Source organism: Gilliamella sp. LMG 34360 (assembly GCF_984568995.1).
Map to the genome: position 1 here is coordinate 2,984,405 of NZ_OZ474900.1, position 26,903 is coordinate 3,011,307.

Genomic DNA, 26,903 nt, shown 5'->3' on the forward strand with positions numbered 1-26,903 from the left:
AATGAAGAATAATGTCACTGCCTAAAATAACTTTGATTAAAAAAGTATGGTGATAACGTCTTTATCAACTTCTTTTTATCTTAAAATCCTTTTCTTATATTCAAAACTTAATGAAATGGTATAGACTCCTGAATTATTTTTACAGATAAACATGAATATACTCAAGTAAGTGTTATCTAAAAAACAATCAATAAAATAGTTGCTGACAACAGTGAAATATAATGTCACTGCCAGAAATAACTTTGATTTAAAAAGTATAGTGATGACATCTTTATCAACTTCTTTTTATCTTAAAATCCTTTTCTTATATTCAAAACTTAATGAAATGGTATAGACTCCTGAATTATTTTTACAGATAAACATGAATAAACTCAAGTAAGTGTTATCTAAAAAACAATCAATTGGGATATTTGCTGACAACTGTGGGGATAATGTCACTGCCAGAAATAACTTTGAATTAAAAAGTATAGTGATGACATCTTTATCAACTTCTTTTTATCTTATAATCCTTTTCTTATATTCAAAACTTAATGAAACGGTATAGATTCCTGAATTATTTTTACAGATTAACATTAATAAACTCAAGTAAGTGTTATCTAAAAAACAATCAATTGGGATATTTGTGACAACAATGAAGAATAATGTCACTGCCTAAAATAACTTTGATTTAAAAAGTATAGTGATGACATCTTTATCAACTTCTTTTTATCTTATAATTCTTTTCTTATATTCAAAACTTAATGAAACGGTATAGACTCCTGAATTATTTTTACAGATAAACATTAATAAACTCAATTAAAAGTTATCTAAAAAAGGTCAATTAATCATCCTTAATTTAGATAAGTAGTTGCTTATAATTAATTATTTTTCTATTACATTTGCTAATTTGTGATCCAAAACACAAAATGAAATAGCATTTCATTTATAATGATTTATTATTTTATTATTAGGTTTTGGAGTGGAAACATGGGGCTTTTTCTAAATATATTTGGTCAACCAGCTATCATTATTGCATTAGTAGCTTTTATCGGTCTGATATTACAGAGAGCAAAAATTTCTAAAATTATTACTGGAACGCTACTTTCATTTATTGGATTTGTGTTAATTAAGACTGGCGGAAAAATTTTGGGTGGTGTGTTAATTATGTTTAGTAACATGTTTACTCACGCGTTTGGAATGCATGGCGTAGTACCAAGTAATGAAGCCATTACCGCATTGACAATGGAATCACTTGGCACAAGCGCTGCTTTTATCCTCTTTTTTGCGATGATCATTAATCTGCTATTAGCAAGATTTACTCGCTTTAAATCGATTTATTTATCATTGCATTTAGTGCTATTTATGGCATTTTCGTTCACTGCCGTATTACAGGGTATGGGCTATAATGGCTATATAATTGTTGCTACTGGCGCAATTATTATTGGGCTTTATATGGCGATATTTCCAACTTTACTCTCTAAATTCAGCCGTAAAATAATAGGCAATAATGATTATTGTATTGCTCATGCAGGGACTATCTCATATTTGATAGGTTCTTATTTAGGTTCATTGTTAGGAAATAAAAAAAATGATATTGAAAATATCAAAATAAACGATCGTTTTAGCTTTTTAAGACAGTCTGATGTGGCGACTTTTATTACCATGTTTGTCTTACTATGTTTATCTGGCGCGTTTTCTTCTGCTGATTATTTAAAAGATATTCTTAAAAATAACACGTTCATTATTTTTGCACTGGAACAATCAGCTATTTTTGCAGGCGGTTTATATATTGCTAAAAAAGGGGTAGCCATTTTTACTGAAGAAATTATTCCAGCTTTTAAAGGATTTGCTCAAGTTGTCGCACCTGGTTGTGTACCCGCTGTCGACCCTATGGTGTTATTTGATAAAGCACCCAATTGTGTATTGGTTGGTTTCATTGTGAGTTTCTTTACTGAAATAGCCTGCGTTGTTGTTTTTCCTTTTGTTGGTTTACCCATTATTATTCCAGGAATTATGGCAAGCTTTATCACAGGTGGAACCGCGGCTATTTTTGGTAATTCAACTGGCGGAGCACGAGGTGCAATAATTGCTGCTTTTATCAATGGGTTATTATTATGTATATTACCTGCTCTAGCGTTACCTCTTTTTGCATTTCTAGGTGTGGAAGGCGTTACATTTGCCGATCCTGACTTTACCAGTTTGTCATTGATTACCGAATTTGTAGTGAAATTGTTTAACTAGCACTAAAAGCGCTTTCGCTTTGATTAAGTTAAGTATTCATGATTGGTTAAAAGTCTGCCGAATAAGCAGACTTTTTAATGATCATTTCATTCAATATTAAACATTAATATTTTTGAATTTCTTTGATAATTATAGAGTTGTTTCTTTTTAATTGGTAAATCATCCACTTCTGCTGGATTAAAGCCCTTTTCTCTAAACCAGTGAATACTACGGGTAGTTAATACAAATATTTTTTTTAACCCTAAGTTATTTGCACTTTCCATGATCTTTTCAATCAATAAATCACCACGAGATGAATTACGATAATCAGGATGGATTACGACACAAGCCATTTCACCCATTTTTTCTTCTAGATAAGGGTAAAGAGCAGCACAACCAATCGTCATATTATCACGTTCAATAATGGTGAATTTATCAATTTCCATCTCTAATTGTTCACGTGAACGCTTAACTAATACGCCTTGTTCTTCTAATGGTCGGATGAGTTCTAATATGCCACCAATATCATTAATGGTTGCAGAGCGAATCTGTTCTGAATGTTCCATCGAAACTTGTGTTCCAATACCATCACGGGAAAAGAGTTCTTGTAAAATAGAGCCATCAACTAAATAACTAACTAAATGGCTTCGTCTAACTCCACAACGGCATGCTTTAGAGGCTGCCCGTAAAAAACGTGCTTCACTTGATAAATGTTTACCTTGTTGCTCTTTATTATTTACATAATTATCCGCATCTATAGGATAAAGATCGGTAATAACTCGACCATTTTCATCGAGAACACCTTGTTCTGCGCAAAAACTGATTAGTTTATCGGCCTTTAAGCGAATAGCGACTTCAGCCGCGACATCTTCAGATGCTAAATTAAAACTTTCGCCTGTTACCGAAACGCCTACAGGACCGAGTAATACAATAGAGCCACGCTCTAATTGTTCTTCGATGGCTTCGTTATTTATGCGGCGAATTTTACCTGTATGACAATAATCAACTCCGTCATCAACCCCCAATGGTTGCGCAATGACAAAGTTACCGCTAACGACACTAATATGAGCGCCTTGTAATGGTGTATTATTTAAACTCATTGATAAACTTGCGGTAATGTTGAGCTGCAATAGGCCAGTAACTTGCTTGATGACATCCAATGTGGCGGCATCAGTGATACGGGTATTTTTATGATATTTAGGCGTAATGTTATGATTTTTTAACGACGCATCAATTTGATTACGTGCACCATTAACGATAACGAGTTTAATTCCTAGACTATAAAGCAATCCAATATCACTGATGATACTTGAATAGTTATCGCTTTTTAGAACCGCTCCAGTAAGTAAAATCACAAATGTTTTACCATGATGGGTATTTATATAAGGCACTGAATGTCTTAAACCTTCAACTAACTCTGTTGTACGCTCTTTCATCTTCACAACCTTTCATCATTGAATATTTATTCATTATTTATGTAATTTTATGTGTTTTTATTTTGATCGCAAGCAGTTTTTAAAAAATAATTCAGAAAGGGATTTTTACTAATATAAAAATAAAAAACTTAAATTATCAATTTGAAATAATTAATTTTTCAAATGTGGTTTATTTAGTAAATATAAAAAAAAGAGCATACCAATAACGGCATGCTCTTAATATCAGAGTATTTTGTTAAATGAATAATTATCTTTATCTGCTCTTTTAGAAATATTAAATATTTTTCGGTAACGGATTAATACAACTACCGCTAATAATGTCCCTAAACCAGCAATAATTGCATCGCTAAGCATAACATAATACAAACCTAAATTTGTTGATATCCAACCAATGAAAAATGGTATCATGGCTGTTGCAACACTCAATGATGTAAAGAAAATCCCCAATACTTTTCCTTTACCCGATGGGAAAAATTCGGCCATTGTGGTTAATGCTAACTGCAATACACCACCTGCTGCAGTGAAACCAAGCACGAAACCAGCAATAATACACATCATTGGTGTTGGATAGCTATATAGAATAATTAACATTAAGGTTGAAAGTAATGGGTATAGAATAACAATATAAACAGGCCTTACCAGACTTTTTACTAAAATTGAGGTTAAAAATACACTGCTAATGTACCAATGCCGTATGATGAAAATGCCTGAACTGCCCCAGATGAACCCATACCAGCAACCGTTTGTGAAAAATCTTTTAAACAAGATGAGACTAAATAAAATGTTGCTGTCGATGTAAAACCAATAACAATAAAGTATAAACCTTCAATATAAAAATTAACTGTTTGTTTTAATATCGGCGTTTGGTTTTCAAGCGTTTGTAGGTCTTTCTCTTTTTCCTCTGGAGTAATTTTATAATTTGGAAATAGCATTTTTAATACAATTAATGCATTCAATCCTAAAATAATACAACACAGTATAAATGATCAACCATAATAACCTTAGTTAGCTATGATAATGTCCATAATAATTGGTATTACAGATTGACGACCTGAGGCAATGGCTGCTTTAATTAAAATTGACGCCGAACCCGGTGATTTTGCAAATGCTTCCATCAAAGCAGGATAAGTACCCACATCTCATGTTGAGTTGGCTATGCCACCTAAAATTGCAAACATAAAAGCAATTTGTACATTTGGACTAACTAAAATACCAAGTAAGAATCCTATATAAAATAGACCACCTAAAACGATAAATGGTTTACGTCCAAATTTACCTGAGAGAGTCCCCATGATAAATAATACTAATAATCGGCCAACACCTAGCCTCATCATGACATTATAAACATTTTGTTTAGCTTTACCGACTAATCCAATTTGTTCTGCGTTAATGAATCTTTTGCAATATTAAATAAATAGGTAAGCTCTGGGTTAAATTGTGCAGCTAAATAATCAATATTTAGCCCAAGAATGATGGCTCCCATTCCGTGCACAAAATAGTTCATATATAAACAAATTTAGGTGCCTAAATATTTATTTAGACACCTATTATTTCCTATAAACATTCATTTTTTGATTATTAGTAATTATTTTTAAAAAAATTTATTAACATTTTGTTTTATATTTTTGTCATATCAATTACTTGTTTAAATCGATAAAGGACAATAGAGCCAAGTATGACACTTGCTAGGGCGATAAAGAAGTCGATCAAAATAGCATAACTTACATCATACATAGCCAATTTTGGAACGATAAGCGGAATAACGATAAAGGATAACCCACTAAAAGTATACATACAGCCGACCGCTATACCTTTGCGTGTTGGGAACAATTGCTGCATAACAACTAGAGTTAATTGAAGCACGCCACCGGCTGCCGTAAAACCCATACCAATTGCAGCGATAACACACATCATAGGTGAAATATTAAAGTAAAATAGCATTAATACTATTGCCGACAGTAAAGGTAAAATAATGATACAAAATATAGGTTTTAATAAATGTTTAACGATAAATGCCGTTACAAAGACTGAGATAATTGATGCGGTGCTATAGTAGCTAATCAATTGTTTAGCTTCAAGATCGCTCATATTAACCCCATTAATCGCAATGGTTGGTAACCACTGTAAAATTATGACAAATGTTGCTGTGGTGGTGAATCCCATAAGGATTAATAAAATGCCTTCAAATTCAAACTTTGGTTTAGCTTTGAAATAATCTTCAGTACCGCCATTACCTTTTATTGCGGTATCTTTGTTAGGAAAATTTTGAGGAAATAGAATTAAACCATTAATAACTAAATAAGCCGTAAAGCCAAGAAACGCCCAACCATACCATATTTCGTTTGTATTAAAAAAGGTAACAATAAATGGAAGAATTAGCGTTCCAATAGAAATAAATGCTTTAATGAGGACACTTGCAGAACCCGCTGAACGAGGAAAACACTCGGTCAAAGCAGGCATTGAACCGGTATCTAAAAAAGAATTGCCTGCCCCCACGGCAATTGCAAGACAAAAAGCGATATGAATATTGGTACAGAAAGTCATGCCAATAAAGAAGATCGCATAGCAAGCCATGCCCAGATAGATAAAGAGTTTTCTTCCAAATTTATCCGATAGTATTCCACCTGCAAACATTAAAAAAATCTTGCCAATACCTATACCTGAAGCAACATAGCCAAGACCAAGCAAATCGGTATTAAGCTGCTTTGTAAGATCTTGAGAAAATTGCATAATCACAATCAATGCAATACTTTGAATAATATAATTGGCATAAATAGATCCGACAATTCCATAAGAATTAATTTTTCGATTATCCATTTGTGATACTCCATATGTAAAATTAAATTTTTGAGCATTTGGTTGTATTCAATATATAAATATTCATCTGTAAACGATTACGCCAAATTTATTATTAAACTTCTCGTTTTTTATATTTATCTATAGTTTCTAAATTAGGTATAAATAAAATTAGAATAATATTGAATAAAAGTCGAACTCATCAATAGATATTTTTATAAGTTTCTAACTTATTATTTTTATTTATCATTAATAAAAAATACCACTCTTTAAGTGGTATTTAATAAAAGGATATTAGATTAATTTTGCAACATATGAAGTATATTATTAAGTATTAGAGCTTCATCCTGTTCAACATTAACTACATGATGTGCTGCATCATGATATAACGGTAACCGCTCTGCCAACACTTTTTCCATTTCATCAACAATAGATAGACCCGTCAATGATGGGCGCTGAGCAACATTAGGATCTTTCATTAAACGTGCAGCTAATGTTGCAGCTGTAGCTGATAAAAAAATGACAGTACCATTTTGTTTCATAAAATGGCGATTGTGCTCGGCCAGTACCATTCCTCCACCTGTAGCAATGACTCGATTTGGCTTAGTTGTATCAATTAAAATCTGGCTTTCTCTGGCTCTAAAGCCTTCCCAACCTTCTTTTTCAACAATTTCAGCTACTGTTTTTTGAGTAGTTTCAAGCAAATGGCAATCTGTATCAATGAAAGAAAACGATAGCTTATTTGCAAGCATTTTTCCCATTGTCGTTTTGCCAGCAGCTCTGGCGCCTACTAAAAAAATAGTATTATTCATATTGAGTCCTGTTCCTTCAAATTTACAGCTTACAGAATATACCGTCTATGCTAGTGATTCACTTTAAATTTTGCAATATTTTTTTTACATATTATTATATATTTTTAAAAGCCATTGATTTTTATAAAATAAATAAATAAATTTTAATATTTACCTGTAAAAAATAATTTACACTTTTATTAAAAATATCTCTAAACTTAAATGGTGGTTGCATTAATTTTTGTTAACACAATTTTTCTAAACCACGAAAATATAACTCTGTCGCAATAGATTGATGTAATCGCCACTGAATGATATCAAGTTCTGGATTGACTTTTTTGAACTCTTCATAGGTCATAAAATAACGAATAGTATTACTACCAACACGATCATTAATACTATTAATAATAATATTTATTTTATCAGTTCGGAATTTTTTCAATTCTTGCATTGCGGTAACAACATATTGGGGAACAGGAACAGTACCTTTTTCCCAATTATGCCATGTACTAGCATCAGTTTTACCAATATATTCGCTTGCCTCTGACACTTTTAACATTAGGAAACGACGATACGCTTGCAATTCTAAGTTAGTCATAAATACTCCTCCTTATCGTATTTTTACTTATACAGTAACTTTACATATGACACCGATATCATTTATTTATATAAAGAATTTAAAAAAGTTAAACATATAGATATCAGCAATACATCTAATTTAAATTAGATGTATATACTTTTATTTATTATTTACCTGCTAGGGCATCAATTACGGCTTGTTTTGCCCGTTCAGAAAGATCTTTACCCGTCCAAATTTTAAATTGTGCATTCGCTTGCCCAATAAACATTTCTCGACCGGAAATTGACTCCCAACCTGCTTTTTCAGCTTCTTGTCTGAAGCGAGTATTATATGGCGTATAAACGATATCGTACGCAATACCTTTACCTTTAAACCATGCTTGTTCATAAGGTGTTTGATCTTCAAATTTACCTGTCATACCTAATGGAGTCGAATTAATAATTATTTGCGCTTCTACTTTATTTCGATCTTGCCATGCAACGGTTTTAAGATTGAACTCTTTAGCTAATGATTGAGGTAAATCATCAACAATGTCAGTTACAGTAATATCGGTATAACCAAGATCTTGTAAACCAACAACGGCAGCTCGTGCGGCACCGCCTGCCCCAAGTAATAAAACCTTTTTGTATTCAGCAGGCAAATTTTTCGCTCTAAGTGGCTCCATGAAACCAACAATATCAGTATTGTCACCGCAAAGCTTGTCGCCATCCCAATACACTAAATTCGCTGCTCCCGCCTTTTTTACATGCTCAGTTACTTCATCTAAATAAGGAATAATGGTTTGTTTATGTGGAATAGTGACACATAATCCACGTATATTTAATAATCTTACCGATTTAAATAATGTTGGAATTTCTTCTGGAGGAGTAGGAAATGGTACTAATACAGCAGGAATACCATAATCTTGAAATGATGTAGTATGAATAAGTGGACTCATACTGTGACCTAAAGGATAACCGATAATGCCGTATATGCTATATGGCTGAAACTGGCTCATATAATCTCCTTGAAAGTTGGAAAATCAAAAGGAATAAATAAAATCTTCATCCTAATTATTAAAACACATTTATTATAAAATTAAATCATTTTTTCTAAAATCACAGACAAAGTTAACATTTTGTTTTATAAAAATTTGTTTAATATGTAAAAAATAATATCTACTCTATTAATAGAATATTTTGAACAGAATTTAACTTTTTAATTATTCACCGTCACAAGCTAATATTTTTGACACATCAAATAGTAAGATAATTTTCCAAACTCCCCCAAAATAGCATTGTCATTATATTTAATTAAGATATGTTCAATTAGAAAGCAATAAAACTTTTGCTCTGTGGGTAATAAAGGTCTATTTTTCATTGTGGCAATAAAAATATCTCTTTTCTGATAGTTTTTATTTATGATAAGGTGAGCAACATTAAACTCTTCAAGAATGAGTACTCTTGTTATAATGTCTATACCATAATAGATCGAAGCCAAATCCATCACGGCACTTTCTATCTCAATTTGGGTTTTATGTGAACTATATTTATATAAACTTATTTTAAGCTTAAATAAGATAATGCTTGAGAATTTGCGTATAACAGCGTATACTTCGCTACCTCATTATTGTGGGTGTAGTGTGAGAGGTTAGACTGCTTCTCAGATAGAACTGCAGCAAACTAAAAGCCTGACGAGGTTAATTCCATTAACATATTACGCCCAAGGCTTAAGCATAGAAATTTCGGAGAATTATTGACATGTCACGAGTATGCCAAGTAACAGGAAAAGGTCCTTTAGTAGGAAATAATCGTTCTCATGCGATGAATGCTACTAAACGTCGTTTTCTACCAAATCTTCAAACTCACCGTTTCTGGGTTGAGAGCGAAAAACGTTTTGTAAAATTGCGTATATCTGCTAAAGGTATGCGAACTATCGATAAAAAGGGTATTGATGCAGTTTTAGCTGAACTTCGTGCCCGTGGTGAAAAGTACTAATAAGGAAACCATATCATGGCTAAAGGTGTACGCGAAAAAATTAGATTAGTTTCTTCTGCTGGTACAGGTCATTTTTATACCACTAGCAAAAACAAAAGAACTATGCCTGAGAAAATGGAAATCAAAAAATACGATCCCGTTGTTCGTCAGCATGTTATTTATAAAGAAGCTAAAATTAAATAGTTATCTTATAAAAAGCCCAGCAAATGCTGGGTTTTTTTATAATTGCAAGAAATTATTTCCCGCCATCCAAATAAAAAAAATATTTCAATCACATATTTAGCAAAAATATTCCCGAACTAATAAGCATTACGATTCATAATAGACTATCATTAATCTATTTAAAATAGATTCGGTCAAATTCAGTCAAAATCAAATACGATTTTATATACCGATTTTGACCGTTTTTTTTTGTTTCGGGTAATGATATGTATAAATTTAATGAAATATTGAACCTTTCAATAAGATAAATGTGTCCTTTATCATATTTTATTATTAATGAAACAAAACAAATAACAAAACAGATTCCATACACAAAATGGTAATTTCTAACAAGTTAAACTGACAAGGCAGTTAAGGAGATATTATGTTAATAATAGAACGGCAACAAATGATCATTCAATTACTAAGTCAACACACTAGTTTGACTGTAAATGAGATGGCAAAACTATGTTCCGTATCTAAAGAAACACTACGTAGAGATTTGAGAGCTTTAGAGAAAAAGGACTTGATTCGTCGCAGCCATGGAGGTGCAGTACTAGCCTCAACTATCTCTAGTGATCCTATAGTGCCTTCCATATTAAATAATAATCGCTCATTCCGCCAACGAATTTTGGTTAATACAGATGTAAAAACCCGCATCGCCCGAAAAGCACTACAATTTGTAAATAATGCAGACCGTATCGCTTTAGACAGTAGTTCATCTTGCTGGTTTTTAGCTAGACAACTTCCAAATGTTGATATGACTGTCATCACTCATTCAATAAATGTAGTTCAGACATTAGCGGCAAAAAGTCAAATTCAAATTTTTGTTTTAGGCGGTGCTTATTTTGCCAAAAATGAAGATATGGTTGGGTCATTAACCGAAAAGATGTTGGCCGAATTTACTATAGATACATTATTTATTTCTTGCGATGGACTAGATTTTGATAATGGTTTAAGTGACAACAATGAATATCATGCTCATTTGAAAAAACAGATGATATTAACAGCAAGAAAAATCATTGTACTAGCTGATTCGACCAAATTTAATCAAAATGCTTTCGCTAAAATATGTAACTTAGGCGATATTGACGTTCTAATTACCGATAAAAATATCGATAAATTACTACAAAAAGAAATGGATTGGCACAGTGTAGAGGTTGTATTAGCTTAATTAAATATCTCTTCTTAACTAGATAAATATTATGGTTCTAGTAATAAGGAGAATAATTATGCAGTATAAAATTTCCCCATCACTGATGTGTATGGATTTAATTAATATAAAAGATCAATTAACATTTTTTAATCAACATGCTGACTTTTTGCATGTTGATATTATGGATGGTCATTTTGTAAAAAATATCACACTTTCAGCTTTCTTCATTGAACAAATAAAACCTCACACATCTATACCCATAGATGTCCATTTAATGGTGGAACACCCTACGGATTTTATTGATCAAATGGCAAATGCTGGTGCTGATTTTATCTGTCCTCATGCAGAAACAATAAATACTAATGCTTTTAGGGTGATTAATCATATTCATCAATTAAATAAAAAAGCGGGAGTTGTCATAAATCCAGCAACACCTATTGAGTACATATCAGAATATATTCATCTACTTGATAAAATTACCATAATGACCGTTGATCCAGGCTATGCTGGTCAACCATTTATTCCAGAAATGCAACAAAAAATTAAAAAACTTTCTGAATTGAAAAAACATAATGATTTTAAATTTCTAATTGAGGTTGATGGTTCTTGTAATGCAAATACTTATCATCAACTGCTCTCATCAGGAGCTGAAGTATTAATTATGGGAAGCTCAGGACTATTTAAAAAGAATCTCTCTTTAGATGAAGCTTGGAAAAAAATGACGACTGATATCAATAACGCTATTAAAACTATCAAATAGTAAAAGGACAATTAAATGAAAGGAAAAGTTTGTGTTTTCGGATCTTTTAATCTTGATATAACTGCATTTTTAGATCGTTTTCCTATGCCTGGTGAATCATTGGTTGCCAGTTCAAGTAAGATCTCAGCAGGAGGAAAAGGGGCTAATCAAGCGACAGCAGCATTGAAAGCAGGAGCAAATGTTCACTATATAGGAAAAATAGGAGAAGATGATTTTGGTTATTTTGCTCGCCGTCATCTTAAGGAAGTAGGGTTTAATGCTGTAACCATATTAAGTTCAAATCAACGAGCTACAGGCAATGCATTAATTTACGTTGCTGGCGAAAGTGCTGAAAATATGATTTCTGTCGATCCTGGTACCAATATGATTGTAACAGAAGAAGAAATTAAAAAATGCGAACCTGCAATAAAATGTGCAGATGTAGTATTAGTCCAACTTGAGAATAATCTTTCAGCTATCAATCAGGTAATTAATATTGCAAATAATAACAATGCATTTACTATTTTAAATCCAGCGCCATTTCAACCTGTTAGTGATAATTTATTATCAAAAGTTGATTTGTTAACCCCCAATGAAACAGAGGCTTATCTTCTCACAGGTCAAAAAATTACTGATAAAGAAAGTGCAGAATGTGCTGCTGATTATCTACACCAAAAAGGTGTTAAAAAAATCATCATCACTATGGGTGCTAAAGGTTCACTACTTTCAGATCATTCAACCAAAACTTGGATCCCTTGTTTCCCAGCAAATCCTGTTGATACAACTGGTGCTGGAGATGCTTTCAACGGAGCCTTAGCTGCTCAAATTGCTAATGGACAAAATATTAAACAAGCTGCGTTATTTAGTTCTGCTTTTGCAGCCGTGAGTGTCGAATATATTGGAGCGGCATGTATGACTACCTATCAGCAGGCAATTGAACGTATGAACAAATTTAGTAGTAATTAATAAATTATTACTAATTATTTTTAGATATTAAGGTTTTATTATGAATACGACTAATAAATCATCTACTTTAGATAGTAGTGCTTATTTAACAAAAACGCCATGGGCAAAATTTATTCTAGTATGTTGTTTATTTGCACTCTGGGGAATGGCTGTTAATTTAAATGATATTTTAATTGCACAGTTTAAAAAAGGGTTTGATCTTACTGATACACAAACTGCTTTAGTTCAATCAGTATTTTTTTTAGGATACTTTTTTATTGCATTACCAGCGGCAGCTATAATTAAAAAATTTTCTTACAAATTAGCAATTGTTATTGGTTTAATGTTATATGCGACTGGATGCTTTTTATTTATACCAGCAGCCTCATCAATGACCTATTATGCATTTCTTGGTTGCTTAGGCATTATCGCTTGTGGTTTGTCATTTCTTGAATCATCTTGTAATACCTATTCAAGCTTGTTAGGTCCCATAGAAACATCAACACAAAGGATTAATTTCTCACAAATTTTTAATTCCGTTGGAGTTATATTAGGTGTTCTAATAGGTCAACAATTAGTATTTGGTAAAAATGATCCTAGCCATGCTGAATTATTGCAAATGACACCGGAAGCAGCAAATGAGGCTAGGCATCAAATGGTTGGGCAAGTAGTTACACCTTATTTAATAATCGGTTCAATATTAGTTTTAATTGCATTGATATTTATTTTTGTCAAATTTCCAGCATGTAAGGCTAGTTCGATTGAAAATCAAGAAAATGAAAATTTAATCCATTCTTTAAAAAGACTTTTTGCTATTCCTCGTTTTACTTTAGGTATTATTTCTCAATTTTTATATGTTGGTGCTCAAGTTGGTGTCTGGAGTTTTACTATACGTTTCGTCCAACAAGTTGAAACTGGCACATCTGAACATAATGCTACTTATTGGTTACTTATCTCACTACTTTTCTATGCATTAGGGAAAGTTGTATCTACATTTTTAATGAAAAAAATAAGTCCTGCTAAATTATTGAGTATCTTTGCTATTCTGGCAGTTATCTTGTTAGCAATAGCAATAATGATCTCTGGGATCATGGCCATTGCAACATTAACTACCATTAGTTTTTGTATGGCTCCTGGATGGCCAACTAATTTCGGATTAACAATTAAAGGAATGGGTAAAGATACTCAAACTGCAGGATCCATTGTCGTTATGTCAATTATTGGTGGTGCAGTTATTCCACTAATTATGGGAATTATTTCTGATGTAAATCAAGGAAACATGCAAATAGCATTTACCGCACCTCTATGCTGTTTTATCTACGTTGCATTTTATGGTTACTATTGTTCGAGAAAAGGTATCTAATATGAATAATTTAATTACAGGTATTGCCCATTTGGGTTTAAAAGTTAGTAACATTGATAAATCCTCATCTTTTTATCAAACGTTAGGATTTATAGTTACAGAAAAATTTTCCAAAAAAGTTCAAAGTGGCGAAGTGCACGTAGAGTTTTTAACTTCACCAAAGCTTACATTGGAACTGTATCAATTACCGGATAATATTTATACCGATTTAACTCAACCTCACAATGGTATTGAACATTTTGCACTAGAAGTTAATGATATTGACGGAATGCTTAATAAGATAAGAAGCTTCGGTTACGAGATCAATGAGGGGCCAATTTATGAGAAAAGAGAGCATTGTGAAGTAAGCTTTTTTCTTATTAGTGGTCCTGATGGAGAAAGAATTGAATTTGATATGACAAAATATTTCTAATAACTATAAAAATAAGTAATTAAAAAACAAATTATAAAACTACCTGTCATTACAGGTAGTTTTATATTTTATAATATAATAATTACAGCATTAGTTAACAACAGAATTATTTCAAATATTGTTGTTCGTATGCTTTTGCTTTTTTATCATCAAAAACATGTTCCCAACGAGCAATAACAATCGCTGCTAATGCATTACCAACAACATTAACAACCGTTCTACCCATATCTAAAATACGCTCTACGCCCATAATATAACCAATACCTTCAAGCGGAATACCCACACTGCCTAGGGTTGCAGATAAAACAAGGATTGAAGCACCCGGTACGCCAGCTATACCTTTAGAGGCAATCATCAATGTTATAACAATAATAATTTGATCTAAAATGGTTAAATCAATATGGAATAGCTGAGCCAAAAAGATAACCGTAATACTTTGATAAAGCGTTGAGCCATCAAGATTAAATGAATAACCTGTTGGAATAACAAAACTTGTGATCGCCTTTGGCGCACCGTATGCTTCCATCTTTTCAATAATTTTTGGTAATGCAGTTTCAGAACTCGCTGTTGAAAATGCAATAACCAACTCTTCTTTTAATATTTTTAATAGCGTAAAAATATTAAATTTACAAAGTTTACATACAAATCCTAATACCAACAATGTGAAAATAATCATGGCTGAATAAACAGTCAAAATTAATTTAAACAACGGCAGAAGAGATGCAAATCCATATCTAGCAACGGTTACAGTAATCAGAGCGAAAACACCAATTGGTGCGTAGCGCATAATCATGTTCGTTACTTTAAACATGGTGTCAGATACAACTTTTAAGAAGAAAACAAATGGTTCACGTTGTTTGTCTGGTAACGACATTAAACCTAAACCGAAAAAGACACAAAAGAAGATAACAGGTAAAACAGCGCCATCACTCATAGCTTTGAAAATATTAGCTGGGATCATATCTAATATCATAACAATTAAGCCATGAGGTTTTCCGCTCAATTCTTCTGCGGCTTTAGTATACTTACTAATATCGCTCGTTGCTAAGGTTGTAGAGTCAATTCCCGCACCCGGTGCAAAAATATTTCCCCAGAAAAGCCCTAGTAAGATGGCAATCGTTGTAATAATTTCAAAATAGAGAATAGTTTTAAAACCCAATGTCCCTAATCTTTTTGAACCACCAATACCTGCAATACCTAAAGTGAGCGTACTGAGTATAATAGGTAATACAATCATTTTAATTAAACGAATAAAGATATCACCAGCTGGTTGAAAAATATTAACTATCGAAAATTGATAATATGAATGTAAAGGATGGCTTGGGACAGAAAGTTCAAATAAATAAGCGCCCACCGCTACACCTAGTATCAAAGCAATTAAAATTTGCCATGCAAGATTTGTTAAGATTTTCTTTATTAAAAATGACATTTAATACTATTCCTTTTCTGGATATTATAAATAAAAAAGGATTAGTTATAACTAATCCTTTTTGATAATTAAAACTTATTCTTCGGACTCCGAAGCTGAACTCTGTCGTTCATCTTCTTGAGAAAGATCGGATTCACTTTCCTCATCCTCAGTTTCGGCTATTCTCTGTAATCCAACGACTTTTTCGTTATCTGCTGTACGAATCAGCATAACTCCTTGTGTATTTCGACCGACAATACTTACTTCCGAAACACGTGTACGTACAAGCGTTCCTGCATCAGTGATTAACATGATTTGATCTGTTTCATCAACTTGAACAGCACCAACGACTTTACCATTTCTTTCACTCACTTTGATAGAAATAACACCTTTTGTCGCTCGTGATTTGGTTGGGTATAACTCTTGTTGTGTACGTTTACCATAGCCGTTTTGCGTTGCAGTTAAAATCGCGCCATTTCCTCGTGGAACAATCAGTGATACGACTTTATCATCGTCTTCTAATTTAATACCTCGAACACCTGTCGCAGTTCGTCCCATGCAGCGAACTTTATTGGCTGGGAAGCGAACCACTTTACCATTAGCGGAGAACAACATAATGTCTTCTGTATTAGAGATTTGAGAGACCTCTTCATCATTATCAGTCTCGTCAACAATTACATCATCATTGAGTTCATCATCAACAGTATCAGACGTTTCATTACTTGTTAGATCTACACCGATTAATTCATCATCATCACGTAAATTAATAGCGATAATACCACCACTTCTTGGACGACTAAATTCAATTAGTGAAGTTTTCTTAACGGTACCTTGTGCTGTAGCCATAAATACACAGTGTTCGTCATCAAATTCTCGAACAGGTAGGATCGCGGTAATACGTTCACCTGCTTCGAGTGGTAATAAATTAATAATTGGACGTCCACGTGAACCTCGACTTGCTTCAGGTAGTTGATAAACTTTCATCCAATATAAACGACCACGGCTTGAGAAACAAAGAATCGTATCGTGGGTATTCGCTACAAGTAATTTTTCAACAAAATCTTCTTCTTTGATTTTAGTTGCAGATTTACCTTTGCCACCTCGACGTTGAGCTTCGTAATCAGATAAAGGCTGATATTTTACATAGCCTTGGTGTGAGAGAGTTACAACAACATCTTCTTGAGCAATAAGATCCTCGATATTAATATCAGCACTGCTTGCTGTAATTTCAGTTCTTCTTGCATCTTGGAATTGATCACGAACCGCTTCAAGCTCTTCACGAATCACTTCCATTAAACGTTCTGGACTGGCTAAAATGTGCAGTAACTCGCTAATTTGAATCAGTAATTGTTTATATTCATCCAAAATCTTTTCATGTTCTAGACCCGTTAATCGATGTAAACGAAGATCTAAAATAGCTTGGGCTTGTGCTTCTGATAGGTAATAATAACCATCGCGAATACCAAATTCTGGCGCTAAATCTTCTGGTCGAGCAGCATCGTTACCCGCTTTTTCGAGCATTGCTGCTACATTACCAAGCTGCCAAGCTTGAGATAATAATTTGCTTTTAGCTTCAACTGGAGTTGAAGCTGCGCGAATTAATTCAATAATAGGATCAATATTGGCAAGCGCAATAGCTAACCCTTCTAATACATGGGCTCTTTCACGAGCTTTACGTAATTCATAAATAGTTCTACGAGTTACCACTTCACGTCGATGAAGCACAAAAGCTTCAATCATCTCACGTAAATTTAGAAGTTTAGGTTGCCCTTTGTGTAAGGCTACCATATTGATACCAAATGAGACTTGCAATTGTGTCAATGAGAATAAGTTATTTAATACAACCTCACCGACAGCATCTCGTTTAATTTCAATAACAATACGCATCCCATCTTTGTCAGATTCATCGCGTAGCGCCGAGATACCTTCAACTTTTTTGTCTTTAACTAATTCAGCTATTTTCTCGATCAGTTTTTTCTTGTTAACTTGATACGGAATTTCATTAACAATGATTGTTTCACGCCCACTATGATCATCAACTTCAATAGTTGCTTTAGAACGAATATAGATAATACCACGTCCAGTTCGGTAGGCATTTTCAATACCCTTTCGACCATTAATTAAAGCAGCAGTTGGAAAGTCAGGTCCATGGATATGTTCCATTAATCCATCAACTGAAATATTTTCATCCTCAATAAAAGCAAGACAACCATTAATGACTTCAGATAGATTATGAGGAGGGATATTTGTTGCCATACCAACCGCAATACCTGAAGAACCATTTATTAGCAAATTAGGAATACGCGTTGGCAATACATCAGGGATCATTTCAGAGCCGTCATAGTTCGGCGAGAAATCAACCGTTTCTTTATCGAGATCAGTCAATAACGCACCTGCGAACTTTTGCATACGTATTTCAGTGTAACGCATTGCCGCAGCCGAATCACCATCAACAGAACCGAAGTTTCCTTGACCATCAACTAACATATAACGTAATGAAAATGGCTGTGCCATACGTACGATCGTGTCATAAACAGCAGAGTCACCATGTGGATGGTATTTACCAATAACATCCCCAACAACACGAGCAGATTTTCGATAAGGTTTATTCCAATCGTATCCAGCTTCATGCATGGCAAAAAGGACCCTTCTATGGACTGGTTTTAAGCCATCGCGTACATCAGGTAAAGCACGCCCGACAATGACAGACATTGCATAGTCAAGATAAGAGGATTTTAGCTCATCTTCAATATTAACGGGGGTTATTTCTTTGGCTAGTTCGGTCATAACACCATATTCTCTTATTAAATTAGGTCATCAAAATAGCTTGTAATTATAGCATAAAATTCGTTATTAATGCAGGACTATACCGTTTTTATTTCAACTTATTCATGTTGAATAAACAAAGTATTTTCAATTAATTGGCATAAACAATTTAAAATCATAGCATGCATTTCATATGCCATTACTTTTTTATAAGATGGAACTCTTATCTCAATATCATTTTGACCAAGTAAGCCGATAACTTCACCACCATCAAAAGCAGTTAAAGCAACAATTTTCATATCTTTAATCACAGCTTCTTGAACAGCGCGAATAATCGAACGGCTGTTACCTTGGCAAGTCAATACTATCAAAATATCACCTTGCTGCCCCAAAGCTTGTATTTGGCGAGCATAGACTTCTTCATGATTGGCGATTGCACTTAATAATACATTATCAGATACCAAAGCTATAGCGGGTATGCTGGGTCTTTCTATATTAATACTGGTAATTAATCGAGAAGTAAAACTTTGTACATTTGCCGCAGATGAGCCATTACCACAACTCATAATTTTATTACCATTAAGTAAACCTTGAACAATAATGCTTGCCGCTTTTTCAATTGATGTCCCTAAAGACTCAGCCATTACAATTTGAGTTTGAATACTTTCAGTAAAATAATTTTTTATTAAATCTTGCACGTTTTTCACCTAAAAATTAAAACGCATTAATAATCCATTTTTGGTTTTTGCCCGTAATAGCAAAAATATCAAATCTAAATTCTGTATCATCAATATTCATATTTTCTGATAACATCCAGAGTTGTGCCGCTTGCTTGATTTTATTTTGTTTACTTGATGTTACGGTCATTTCGGCATTACCAAAATTGGCATTTTTTCTATAACGTACTTCAACAAAAACGAGACATTGTTTATCACGCATAATTAAATCAATTTCACCTAAACGATATTGACTATTTTGAGCAATAAATGAAAGCCCTTGTTTTAGTAAATACTGGCAAGCAATATCTTCGTAATGCTTGCCAATTTTTTTGTTATTCTTCTGAATTAGATCGGGATAATGCATGAATATATTGTTGCCAAGATAAAGCACGAGTGACTTCACATTGATCCTTCGTCGATAATCTTCCCGTCATACCATTTAAAAAGTCAGTTTGGTACGAATTCATTTGATTAAAGCGATTTGCAAGTCTCCAAGCATCAATCCCCATCGCATATAAACGCAATAATGAATAATTTTTCTGAATATTGTCAGGTATGATTTCTGACATTTGATCAGAATAATTAACGATCATTGGAATTTCAGCATATTCAGTATGATCCATATCATAATTAAAATCATCCGAAGCATTAGCCACATGACTTTTGGTGCTTGTGTAGATCATAAGTGAGGATGAATTACCTACTGATTTGCCGGCTGCCATATCAATCATTGGTTTTATAAGAGTTAACTCATCGTATGAAGCATAAATATAGACAGCGTCAAAATTGTCTGATTGATCTTCTGTATAATCGGTTAAAATAGGGATTCCAGTAAGTTTTATTCCTACATTACGATTCATACCAGAACTTAATGTACTTTTATTGCCAAAATATTGTACATAAGCTTGTGAACTATTAGATGATAATTCAGACCATTTTTTAGCAAAACTTTGAGCTACACGTTGACCGAGATCATTTTGCGGAACCAGCAAGAGTGGCTTTAATTTGTTTTGTACATAAATATGATCTGCTGCATCTTGTGCTTCATCTTCTGGTGATAATGCGAAATAACACATTTTATTCGGTGTAACTGAACTATTATCCACTTTATTCAATGCTAAAACAGGTAAAGAAGGCGCCAACTGTTTAATCTTAATCACTTCATCTTTCAGTAAAGGACCTACTATCAATTCAACATTTTGTTCTTTAGCTTGACTTATAAGAGCATCCATATCAGCACTTGTTGTATCAAGTAAAACTACATTTTGTTGTGGCTCTTGTGGGAAAAATTTAATGGCATCAAAATAACCTTGTCGAATAGTATCACCAAAAAGGCGTGATGATCCTGTTAGTGGTAATAATAATGCCACTTTTTTAGCATTAACATCATCAACATTTAATGCTTGTTCTCCTATTAATAAAGAAATGATACTTTTAGCTGGATGATCCGGATATTGTAGTAACCAATCTTTTACAGCCTGTTTTAATAATTCGTTCTGTTTTTGTACTTTCTCTGCAATAATTTCAGGCGTATCATCTTCTTGTGTTTTTGGTTCTATATTATTACTTTTATAAGCATCCGCTAAATTAATCCATCCTTGTAAAGTTACTTCATCTTCATAAACTAAAATGGTATTAACTTGTTTAGTACTCAATCTACTAAAAAATTTCCATGTATCATTTAATATCTGGTTTTTCTGTTTTTCTGGCGTATATTTTTCTAGTTCAATATAATCATGAGCTTGACCATTGATATCTCTATTTTTTTCATCCAAACTTAATTTAATAGAGTAGTAACGGTATAATTGTGAATTGGTTAACCCATCAGTTGTTAACTTTTTAATATTAAATGGTTTTTTCAATTTTACTGCAATTTCACCTTGCAACAATAATTTTTCTTTCTGTTGTTCATCATTAAGATCAGAGGATATTTGAGATAACAAATCTTTTGCTTGAGAAACTTTATTTTCTTTAATTAATGCCTGAATAGCTAGTAATTGCCAATTGGTTTTAGCATTTCCAGAACTTTCATCCGCTAGTGATAGATAATAACTAGAACTTTTAGTTCCATCATAATCACTAAGTTGCGATTGATTACCCGGACATCCAGTTAAAAATGTCAATAATATAGACATTAATATTGAATAAAAGAAAATTTTTAAATTCATACACCCACTCTCTTGTTATTTACTATCCCCAAATTCGTTGCACATGAACAGTAATTTCTTCACGATCATGATAAAGCTGCTTGGCCTGAATTTGAACATTGATTTGATTATTATTTAATTCGTCATTGAGTAACTTTATATTTTGTTTTACTTCTTCATACCGTTTTTTCATTGGTAATTTAAGATTAAAAATGGTTTCTCGACACCAACCATTAATCACCCATTTAGCTATTAATTGCGTCACCTTGGTCGGTTTTTCAACCATATCACAAACTAACCAATAAATATTATGTTTTTTAGGCGTAAATTTAAAGCCATCTTCACGATAATGTTTAACTTGTCCAGTTTCCATTAGTTTGTTATTCATTGGACCATTATCAATAGCGTAAACCATCATACTTCTTTTAACTAGTTGATAAGTCCAACCGCCTGGGCAAGCACCTAAATCAACTGCATTCAAACCACCTTTTAAGCGTTCATCCCACTCTTCATAAGGAATAAAAATATGGAACGCCTCTTCCAATTTTAATGTAGAACGACTTGGTGCATCAGCAGGAAATTTTAGTCTAGGGATCCCCATATAAAAAGGTGAGTTATTTTGACTTAATGAATAACCTACATAACAACTATTACTACTTGTAAAAAATAGATGAATAACAGGTTTTTTTGGATTTTCAACTTTTAATAAAATACGTTTGCTTCGTAGCGCTTGACGAAGTGGTACTGTAAATTTGCGACAAAATCCAGCTAGTTCTTTACCTTCATTGGTATCAGCGACTTCTACACGCACATCACCTGCGTTATCGATCAAACCCGATAATGCATTAATTATTGGAGTGATCCGATCATTTGCTGGTAGATCAGTCAATAAATCACCTGATACAAACATCTGTCTAGCAAAGATTAGAGTACGAAACGGAAGTTTTTTTATCAGTATCGTAGCTTGATCGTCTTGATAACATTCAAAAGTGACATAACCACTATTTTCTATAACTTTGGCAAAACCAAATATTTCCAGTTGTGCAGCTCTATCTGTGATTTCAGCAGCACATTCTTTTTCAAATCCACAGCGACAGTATAGAATAATTTTATTTAGTTTTTGCATTTCGTATTTTTACTCTTCAAACAGACATTATAAAAAACAATTGATTTAGTCAGATTGAACATCATTAGTATACAAAGGAGCTTCCCCCTTAGGACGGGTTTTAAATCGTCGGTGTAACCACATATATTGTTCTGGAGCTTTTAAAATTTCTTGTTCAATAGCTTTATTCATAAAAGTTGCAGCTAATACATCATCATCAATAGGATAACCTTCAAGCGCTGGTGTTACATACACGGTATAATGGCCATTTTCCTCACGCTTAGGTGTAAATGGAATAATGGCGGGTTGGCCTAATTTAACCAATATACGTGTACCTATTGTTGTAGCGGCTTTTTCTACTGAAAATAATGGGGCAAAGACACTATTTTTTGGTCCATAATCATGATCAGGGGCATACCAAAGTAACTCACAATTTTTTAATGCACGGATCATACCTTTAGTATTATAGCGATCTAACATGTATTTATTAGATTTGAGTCTACCTCTAAGCTGAACATAATCCATTACCAGATTATCATTTGGTCGATAAACACCTACACCGGGATGACTCATTCCTAAAATGCGCGCCCCTAATTCTAATGTTAGGAAATGAATTCCAATAAGTAAAACGCCTTGACCTGATTGTTGTATATTTTTGATATATTGGTCACCGACAATAGATGAATGTTTAGCTAATCTTTTGTCAGACCAGAACCAAGCCATCCCTGTTTCGAAAATAGCCAATCCAGTAGAAATAAAATTGCCCCGCAACAATTGATCACGTTCAAGCTGTGATTTTTCAGGAAAACAAAGTTTAAGGTTTTGTCTTGCTGTCTCTTTACGTTTACCAATTAATTTCATTGAAAGCAACCCTAAACTTTTTCCTAATTGATAAATTACTGGATAGGGTAATAAAACGATTAAATATAAGATACCAATACCAAACCACGTTAACCAGTAACGAGGGTGTAGTAGGCGTTTAGTAAAGATAGGACGAATTTCCTGATTTTGACTCATATTAAGATTAAGTTATTGTTAATAACAAAGTTGATTATTATATACTATATATTGATTTTAAGGGCAGAAAATTAGAAAGATCTTCCCTACATTAATGTATCTAATAAGGTATAGTTTAAACAGATCACAACAATATATAATTAGTTGCTGTGATCTTCGTTCTTAAGATTTTTTAAAATTTTATACTCAAACGTAGGCTTTTCCTGAAACTTCTTTACAAGAATTTAAACCGCAACGGGTGCTTTGATTGCAGGGTAAGGATCATAGCCAATAATTTCAAAGTCCTCAAACTCATAATCAAAAATTGTTGGAGGTTTACGTCTAATAGCAAGTTTTGGTAGCGCTCTAGGCGTTCGACTCAATTGTAAATGAGTTTGTTCCAAATGGTTTGAATATAAATGCGTATCACCACCAGTCCAAACAAAATCACCCACATCTAAATTGCATTGTTGAGCAATCATATGAATTAATAACGAATAGCTAGCAATATTAAATGGTAACCCTAAAAACACATCACAAGAACGTTGGTAAAGCTGGCAAGAAAGCTTTCCATCCACTACATAAAATTGAAAAAATGCATGACAAGGAGCTAACGCCATTTGATCCAATTCTCCAACATTCCAAGCAGAAATTATTAGGCGTCTTGAATCAGGATCATTTTTGATTTGATCAATTAATTGCGATATTTGATCAATATGCTGGCCATTTGGTGCTGTCCACGCTCGCCACTGTTTTCCATAAACAGGGCCTAAATCACCATTCTCATCAGCCCATTCATCCCAAATGGTCACTTTATTATCTTTTAAATATTGAATATTTGTATCACCTTTTAAAAACCAAAGTAATTCATAAATAATTGAACGTAAATGGCATTTTTTTGTAGTGACTAATGGAAATCCATCCTGTAGATTAAACCGCATTTGATGACCAAAAATGGATAATGTTCCAGTTCCTGTTCGATCTGACTTAGGCGTACCTTCAGCTAAAATCTTTTGCATAAGTGCTAAATACTGTTTCATCGTGCTGTCGCCTTTTTGTTAACTCTATATGTATAAAAAAGAAATAAAATACCAGCAAAAATCATTGGTAGGCATAAAATTTGCCCCATACTAATGATATTAAAAAATAATCCTAGTTGCTCATCGGGTTGTCTAAAGAATTCGATTACAAATCGAAATAAACCATAACAAAGCAAAAATAGTCCTGAAACAGCGCCTGTTGGTCTGTTTTTACGAATGAACAAATTCAAAATGATAAATAAAACAACTCCTTCAAACATCATTTCATAAAGCTGTGAAGGATGCCTTGGTAAAATGCCATTAAGAGAAGTATAGAGCGATAACCATTCAGGATGTGTTTGTACAAACATAAAATCAGCATGAGAGGAAGTCGGGAATAACATACCAATATGAGATTGAGTCACACGTCCCCAAAGTTCACCATTAATAAAATTACCAAATCGCCCAAACATTAAACCAATAGGTACTAAAGGAGCGACAAAATCAGCCACTTGCATAAAGGTTTTATGGTTCATTTTTGCGAAAATAGCAATAACACAAATTGCACCGATTAGACCGCCATGGAATGACATACCGCCTTCCCAAACTTTAAACAATATCACTGGGTCTTTGATAAAAACGTTAAAATTATAAAAAAGGACATAGCCTAATCGCCCACCTATAAAAAGCCCTAAAAAACCCCAGAATAGCAAATTCTCAACTTGTTGTGTTGTCCATTGGCTATTAGGTTTATTTGCTCTTCGTTTGGCTAAATAAAGCGCCCCAAGCACTCCAAATAAGTACATTGCACCATACCAATGAAGCGATACAGGACCAAGTGAAAAAGCAATTGGATTGAAGTTAGGAAATTGTAAGTATTGATTCATTTTTTAATACACTGTTTATTTTTTCGTTTATGAGCAAAGAAGTTAAATCGTTTCTTTTTAGAAACATTTGCTATTGGTGCTTCCGCCTCGGATTGGATGCTAAATACTGGCAATGAAAATTCTTTCATTGCTTTTCGATAAACATCGCGTTTAAAAGCAATAACCTGACGAATAGGGTACCAATAACTAACCCACTTCCAATCATCAAATTCAGGAGTTGAAGACTTATTGAGATTAATTACCGATGTATCAGATATCAATTCTAATAAAAACCATTTCTGTTTTTGACCAATACAAACAGGTTGATTTTCCCAACGTATCATTCGTTTAGGTAATTTGTATCGTAACCAACCGTTAGTAACGGATAGAATCTTTACATCTTGAGGTAATAATCCTACTTCTTCGTTTAATTCACGAAACATTGCCTGCTCAGGCGTTTCGTTTAGTTTTATTCCGCCCTGAGGAAACTGCCAAGAATTTTGTCCATAACGACGAGCCCAAAGTACTTGACCATACCTGTTACAAATAACTATTCCTACATTTGGACGGTAGCCATCATTATCAATCACTGACTACCTCAAAAAATTTATTCTTATATGGCTAAATTGTTTCATACATACAGCAAGAAATAAATAGGAAAATGAATTAATCGAGTAAATATCCCTTCACACAGTTTGTTTTTTAGATAATTTGATAATTGTAATAATATTAATTATGGCGAATGTTACTTCTATAGCCAGACTTCCTAAAGAGCCTATCGATAAACTATAAATAATCCATAAAATACTGCTCATCAGTATAAGTAGTCGCATTTTCTGTTGTTGTAAACGAAATAATGCAATGGTAACTAATGTCGTACCAATAACAGATAAATAATGTATAAATTGTGTCAGATCTGGAGTAGTAAGAAAATAAAATATCCACATTAAAGCAATAAAAAATAACATTGCTAACATATTTTTTGTGTAATTCGAAGCAACATTTCTAAATATATTTACTATATTAAGAATTGCTGCTGGATAAGACTCCGGACCCAATAAGTAAAAGTGCAAAGTCATAATGACATTAACGATTGTTAACTGCCAACGAAAAGCATTATCGCTACGTTGTAAAAAAGCACTGATACCTACAAGATAACCTAAAATACCAATTAATTGAGGTAAAGTAGTATATCTATCAATAAAATCTGAACCCACGAATTGATATAAAAAGTTTAGATTATCCATCGTTCACTCCATAGATAAATGGATCTAAATAATTAG

29 protein-coding genes are annotated in these 26,903 nt (G+C 33.1%); 8 read left to right on the forward strand and 21 right to left on the reverse strand.

Annotated elements, in window-relative coordinates; translation table 11 throughout:
• Positions 1 to 966 precede the first annotated feature (966 nt).
• Complete coding sequence (gene ulaA, locus AC5LW9_RS13430) at positions 967 to 2,220, forward strand: PTS ascorbate transporter subunit IIC (protein ID WP_198228614.1); 1,254 nt, start codon at positions 967 to 969, stop codon at positions 2,218 to 2,220.
• Positions 2,221 to 2,306: 86 nt separating this feature from the next.
• Here the strand turns inward: ulaA and argA are convergent, their stop codons facing one another.
• From argA to aroE, 10 genes are all read right to left on the reverse strand, one after another.
• Positions 2,307 to 3,635 carry an amino-acid N-acetyltransferase gene (gene argA / locus AC5LW9_RS13435; protein ID WP_493456056.1) on the reverse strand — a complete coding sequence of 443 codons (1,329 nt, stop codon included), beginning with the start codon at positions 3,633 to 3,635 and terminating at the stop codon, positions 2,307 to 2,309.
• A 222-nt stretch (positions 3,636 to 3,857) separates the two neighbouring features.
• Positions 3,858 to 4,226 carry an MFS transporter gene (locus AC5LW9_RS13440; RefSeq protein ID WP_493456057.1) on the reverse strand — a complete coding sequence of 123 codons (369 nt, stop codon included), beginning with the start codon at positions 4,224 to 4,226 and terminating at the stop codon, positions 3,858 to 3,860.
• A 71-nt stretch (positions 4,227 to 4,297) separates the two neighbouring features.
• Positions 4,298 to 4,567 (reverse strand): hypothetical protein, encoded by a 270-nt coding sequence (locus AC5LW9_RS13445; RefSeq protein WP_493456058.1) that lies wholly within the window; start codon positions 4,565 to 4,567, stop codon positions 4,298 to 4,300.
• A gap of 69 nt (positions 4,568 to 4,636) precedes the next feature.
• A complete protein-coding gene (locus tag AC5LW9_RS13450; protein ID WP_493456059.1) occupies positions 4,637 to 4,771 on the reverse strand; it encodes a hypothetical protein in 135 nt (44 codons plus the stop codon).
• 3 nt (positions 4,772 to 4,774) lie between these two features.
• On the reverse strand, positions 4,775 to 4,927 hold the full coding sequence (locus tag AC5LW9_RS13455) for an MFS transporter (RefSeq protein ID WP_143422854.1): 153 nt from the start codon (positions 4,925 to 4,927) through the stop codon (positions 4,775 to 4,777).
• A gap of 74 nt (positions 4,928 to 5,001) precedes the next feature.
• Positions 5,002 to 5,139, reverse strand: coding sequence for an MFS transporter (locus AC5LW9_RS13460; RefSeq protein WP_143422853.1), 138 nt, complete (start codon positions 5,137 to 5,139; stop codon positions 5,002 to 5,004).
• Between the two features lie 113 nt (positions 5,140 to 5,252).
• Positions 5,253 to 6,452: an MFS transporter gene (locus AC5LW9_RS13465; protein ID WP_065738369.1), complete on the reverse strand. Its 1,200-nt coding sequence runs from the start codon at positions 6,450 to 6,452 to the stop codon at positions 5,253 to 5,255.
• A 278-nt stretch (positions 6,453 to 6,730) separates the two neighbouring features.
• Complete coding sequence (gene aroL, locus AC5LW9_RS13470) at positions 6,731 to 7,243, reverse strand: shikimate kinase AroL (RefSeq protein ID WP_493456060.1); 513 nt, start codon at positions 7,241 to 7,243, stop codon at positions 6,731 to 6,733.
• Positions 7,244 to 7,466: 223 nt separating this feature from the next.
• A complete protein-coding gene (locus AC5LW9_RS13475; RefSeq protein WP_039130077.1) occupies positions 7,467 to 7,820 on the reverse strand; it encodes an Aca2/YdiL-like domain-containing protein in 354 nt (117 codons plus the stop codon).
• A 148-nt stretch (positions 7,821 to 7,968) separates the two neighbouring features.
• Entirely contained in the window at positions 7,969 to 8,799 is an 831-nt protein-coding gene (gene aroE / locus AC5LW9_RS13480) for a shikimate dehydrogenase (RefSeq protein WP_198228610.1), read from the reverse strand.
• 742 nt (positions 8,800 to 9,541) lie between these two features.
• Here aroE and rpmB point away from each other — a divergent pair.
• The 7 genes from rpmB (at position 9,542) to AC5LW9_RS13515 (ending at position 14,594) form a co-directional block, all read left to right on the forward strand.
• Positions 9,542 to 9,778: a 50S ribosomal protein L28 gene (gene rpmB / locus AC5LW9_RS13485; RefSeq protein WP_025314527.1), complete on the forward strand. Its 237-nt coding sequence runs from the start codon at positions 9,542 to 9,544 to the stop codon at positions 9,776 to 9,778.
• A gap of 15 nt (positions 9,779 to 9,793) precedes the next feature.
• On the forward strand, positions 9,794 to 9,961 hold the full coding sequence (gene rpmG / locus AC5LW9_RS13490) for a 50S ribosomal protein L33 (RefSeq protein ID WP_025314526.1): 168 nt from the start codon (positions 9,794 to 9,796) through the stop codon (positions 9,959 to 9,961).
• A 403-nt stretch (positions 9,962 to 10,364) separates the two neighbouring features.
• Positions 10,365 to 11,153, forward strand: a complete 789-nt coding sequence (locus AC5LW9_RS13495; protein WP_084810906.1) for a DeoR/GlpR family DNA-binding transcription regulator — start codon at positions 10,365 to 10,367, stop codon at positions 11,151 to 11,153.
• A gap of 58 nt (positions 11,154 to 11,211) precedes the next feature.
• Positions 11,212 to 11,895 carry a D-allulose 6-phosphate 3-epimerase gene (alsE, locus tag AC5LW9_RS13500; protein WP_198236663.1) on the forward strand — a complete coding sequence of 228 codons (684 nt, stop codon included), beginning with the start codon at positions 11,212 to 11,214 and terminating at the stop codon, positions 11,893 to 11,895.
• Positions 11,896 to 11,910: 15 nt separating this feature from the next.
• Positions 11,911 to 12,840: a ribokinase gene (locus AC5LW9_RS13505; protein ID WP_493456061.1), complete on the forward strand. Its 930-nt coding sequence runs from the start codon at positions 11,911 to 11,913 to the stop codon at positions 12,838 to 12,840.
• 40 nt (positions 12,841 to 12,880) lie between these two features.
• Positions 12,881 to 14,182 carry an L-fucose:H+ symporter permease gene (gene fucP / locus AC5LW9_RS13510; RefSeq protein WP_493456062.1) on the forward strand — a complete coding sequence of 434 codons (1,302 nt, stop codon included), beginning with the start codon at positions 12,881 to 12,883 and terminating at the stop codon, positions 14,180 to 14,182.
• Between the two features lies 1 nt (position 14,183).
• The gene (locus AC5LW9_RS13515) at positions 14,184 to 14,594 is read left to right on the forward strand and encodes a VOC family protein (RefSeq protein WP_493456063.1); all 411 of its coding nucleotides are present in this window, start codon (positions 14,184 to 14,186) and stop codon (positions 14,592 to 14,594) included.
• Positions 14,595 to 14,700: 106 nt separating this feature from the next.
• Here AC5LW9_RS13515 and gltP read toward each other — a convergent pair whose 3' ends face one another.
• From gltP to AC5LW9_RS13570, 11 genes are all read right to left on the reverse strand, one after another.
• The gene (gene gltP, locus AC5LW9_RS13520; protein ID WP_493456631.1) at positions 14,701 to 16,011 is read right to left on the reverse strand and encodes a glutamate/aspartate:proton symporter GltP; all 1,311 of its coding nucleotides are present in this window, start codon (positions 16,009 to 16,011) and stop codon (positions 14,701 to 14,703) included.
• A gap of 87 nt (positions 16,012 to 16,098) precedes the next feature.
• Positions 16,099 to 18,789 (reverse strand): DNA topoisomerase (ATP-hydrolyzing) subunit A, encoded by a 2,691-nt coding sequence (gyrA, locus tag AC5LW9_RS13525; protein WP_411628660.1) that lies wholly within the window; start codon positions 18,787 to 18,789, stop codon positions 16,099 to 16,101.
• A gap of 98 nt (positions 18,790 to 18,887) precedes the next feature.
• Positions 18,888 to 19,466: an SIS domain-containing protein gene (locus tag AC5LW9_RS13530; RefSeq protein WP_198228603.1), complete on the reverse strand. Its 579-nt coding sequence runs from the start codon at positions 19,464 to 19,466 to the stop codon at positions 18,888 to 18,890.
• A gap of 16 nt (positions 19,467 to 19,482) precedes the next feature.
• Positions 19,483 to 19,851: a YraN family protein gene (locus AC5LW9_RS13535; RefSeq protein WP_039128621.1), complete on the reverse strand. Its 369-nt coding sequence runs from the start codon at positions 19,849 to 19,851 to the stop codon at positions 19,483 to 19,485.
• On the reverse strand, positions 19,820 to 21,655 hold the full coding sequence (locus AC5LW9_RS13540; RefSeq protein WP_493456064.1) for a penicillin-binding protein activator: 1,836 nt from the start codon (positions 21,653 to 21,655) through the stop codon (positions 19,820 to 19,822). Before AC5LW9_RS13540 ends, AC5LW9_RS13535 begins: the two co-directional genes overlap by 32 nt.
• A 22-nt stretch (positions 21,656 to 21,677) precedes the next feature.
• Positions 21,678 to 22,760: a 23S rRNA (cytidine(2498)-2'-O)-methyltransferase RlmM gene (gene rlmM / locus AC5LW9_RS13545; RefSeq protein ID WP_086327183.1), complete on the reverse strand. Its 1,083-nt coding sequence runs from the start codon at positions 22,758 to 22,760 to the stop codon at positions 21,678 to 21,680.
• Between the two features lie 45 nt (positions 22,761 to 22,805).
• Entirely contained in the window at positions 22,806 to 23,756 is a 951-nt protein-coding gene (lpxL, locus tag AC5LW9_RS13550) for an LpxL/LpxP family Kdo(2)-lipid IV(A) lauroyl/palmitoleoyl acyltransferase (protein ID WP_198236657.1), read from the reverse strand.
• A gap of 224 nt (positions 23,757 to 23,980) precedes the next feature.
• Complete coding sequence (gene thyA / locus AC5LW9_RS13555; RefSeq protein ID WP_493456065.1) at positions 23,981 to 24,775, reverse strand: thymidylate synthase; 795 nt, start codon at positions 24,773 to 24,775, stop codon at positions 23,981 to 23,983.
• On the reverse strand, positions 24,772 to 25,641 hold the full coding sequence (lgt, locus tag AC5LW9_RS13560) for a prolipoprotein diacylglyceryl transferase (protein WP_493456066.1): 870 nt from the start codon (positions 25,639 to 25,641) through the stop codon (positions 24,772 to 24,774). The genes thyA and lgt overlap by 4 nt, the downstream gene beginning before the upstream one ends.
• Entirely contained in the window at positions 25,638 to 26,210 is a 573-nt protein-coding gene (rppH, locus tag AC5LW9_RS13565; protein WP_039128604.1) for an RNA pyrophosphohydrolase, read from the reverse strand. The genes lgt and rppH overlap by 4 nt, the downstream gene beginning before the upstream one ends.
• A gap of 96 nt (positions 26,211 to 26,306) precedes the next feature.
• Positions 26,307 to 26,867 carry a YgjV family protein gene (locus AC5LW9_RS13570; protein WP_493456067.1) on the reverse strand — a complete coding sequence of 187 codons (561 nt, stop codon included), beginning with the start codon at positions 26,865 to 26,867 and terminating at the stop codon, positions 26,307 to 26,309.
• Positions 26,868 to 26,903: the final 36 nt, after the last annotated feature.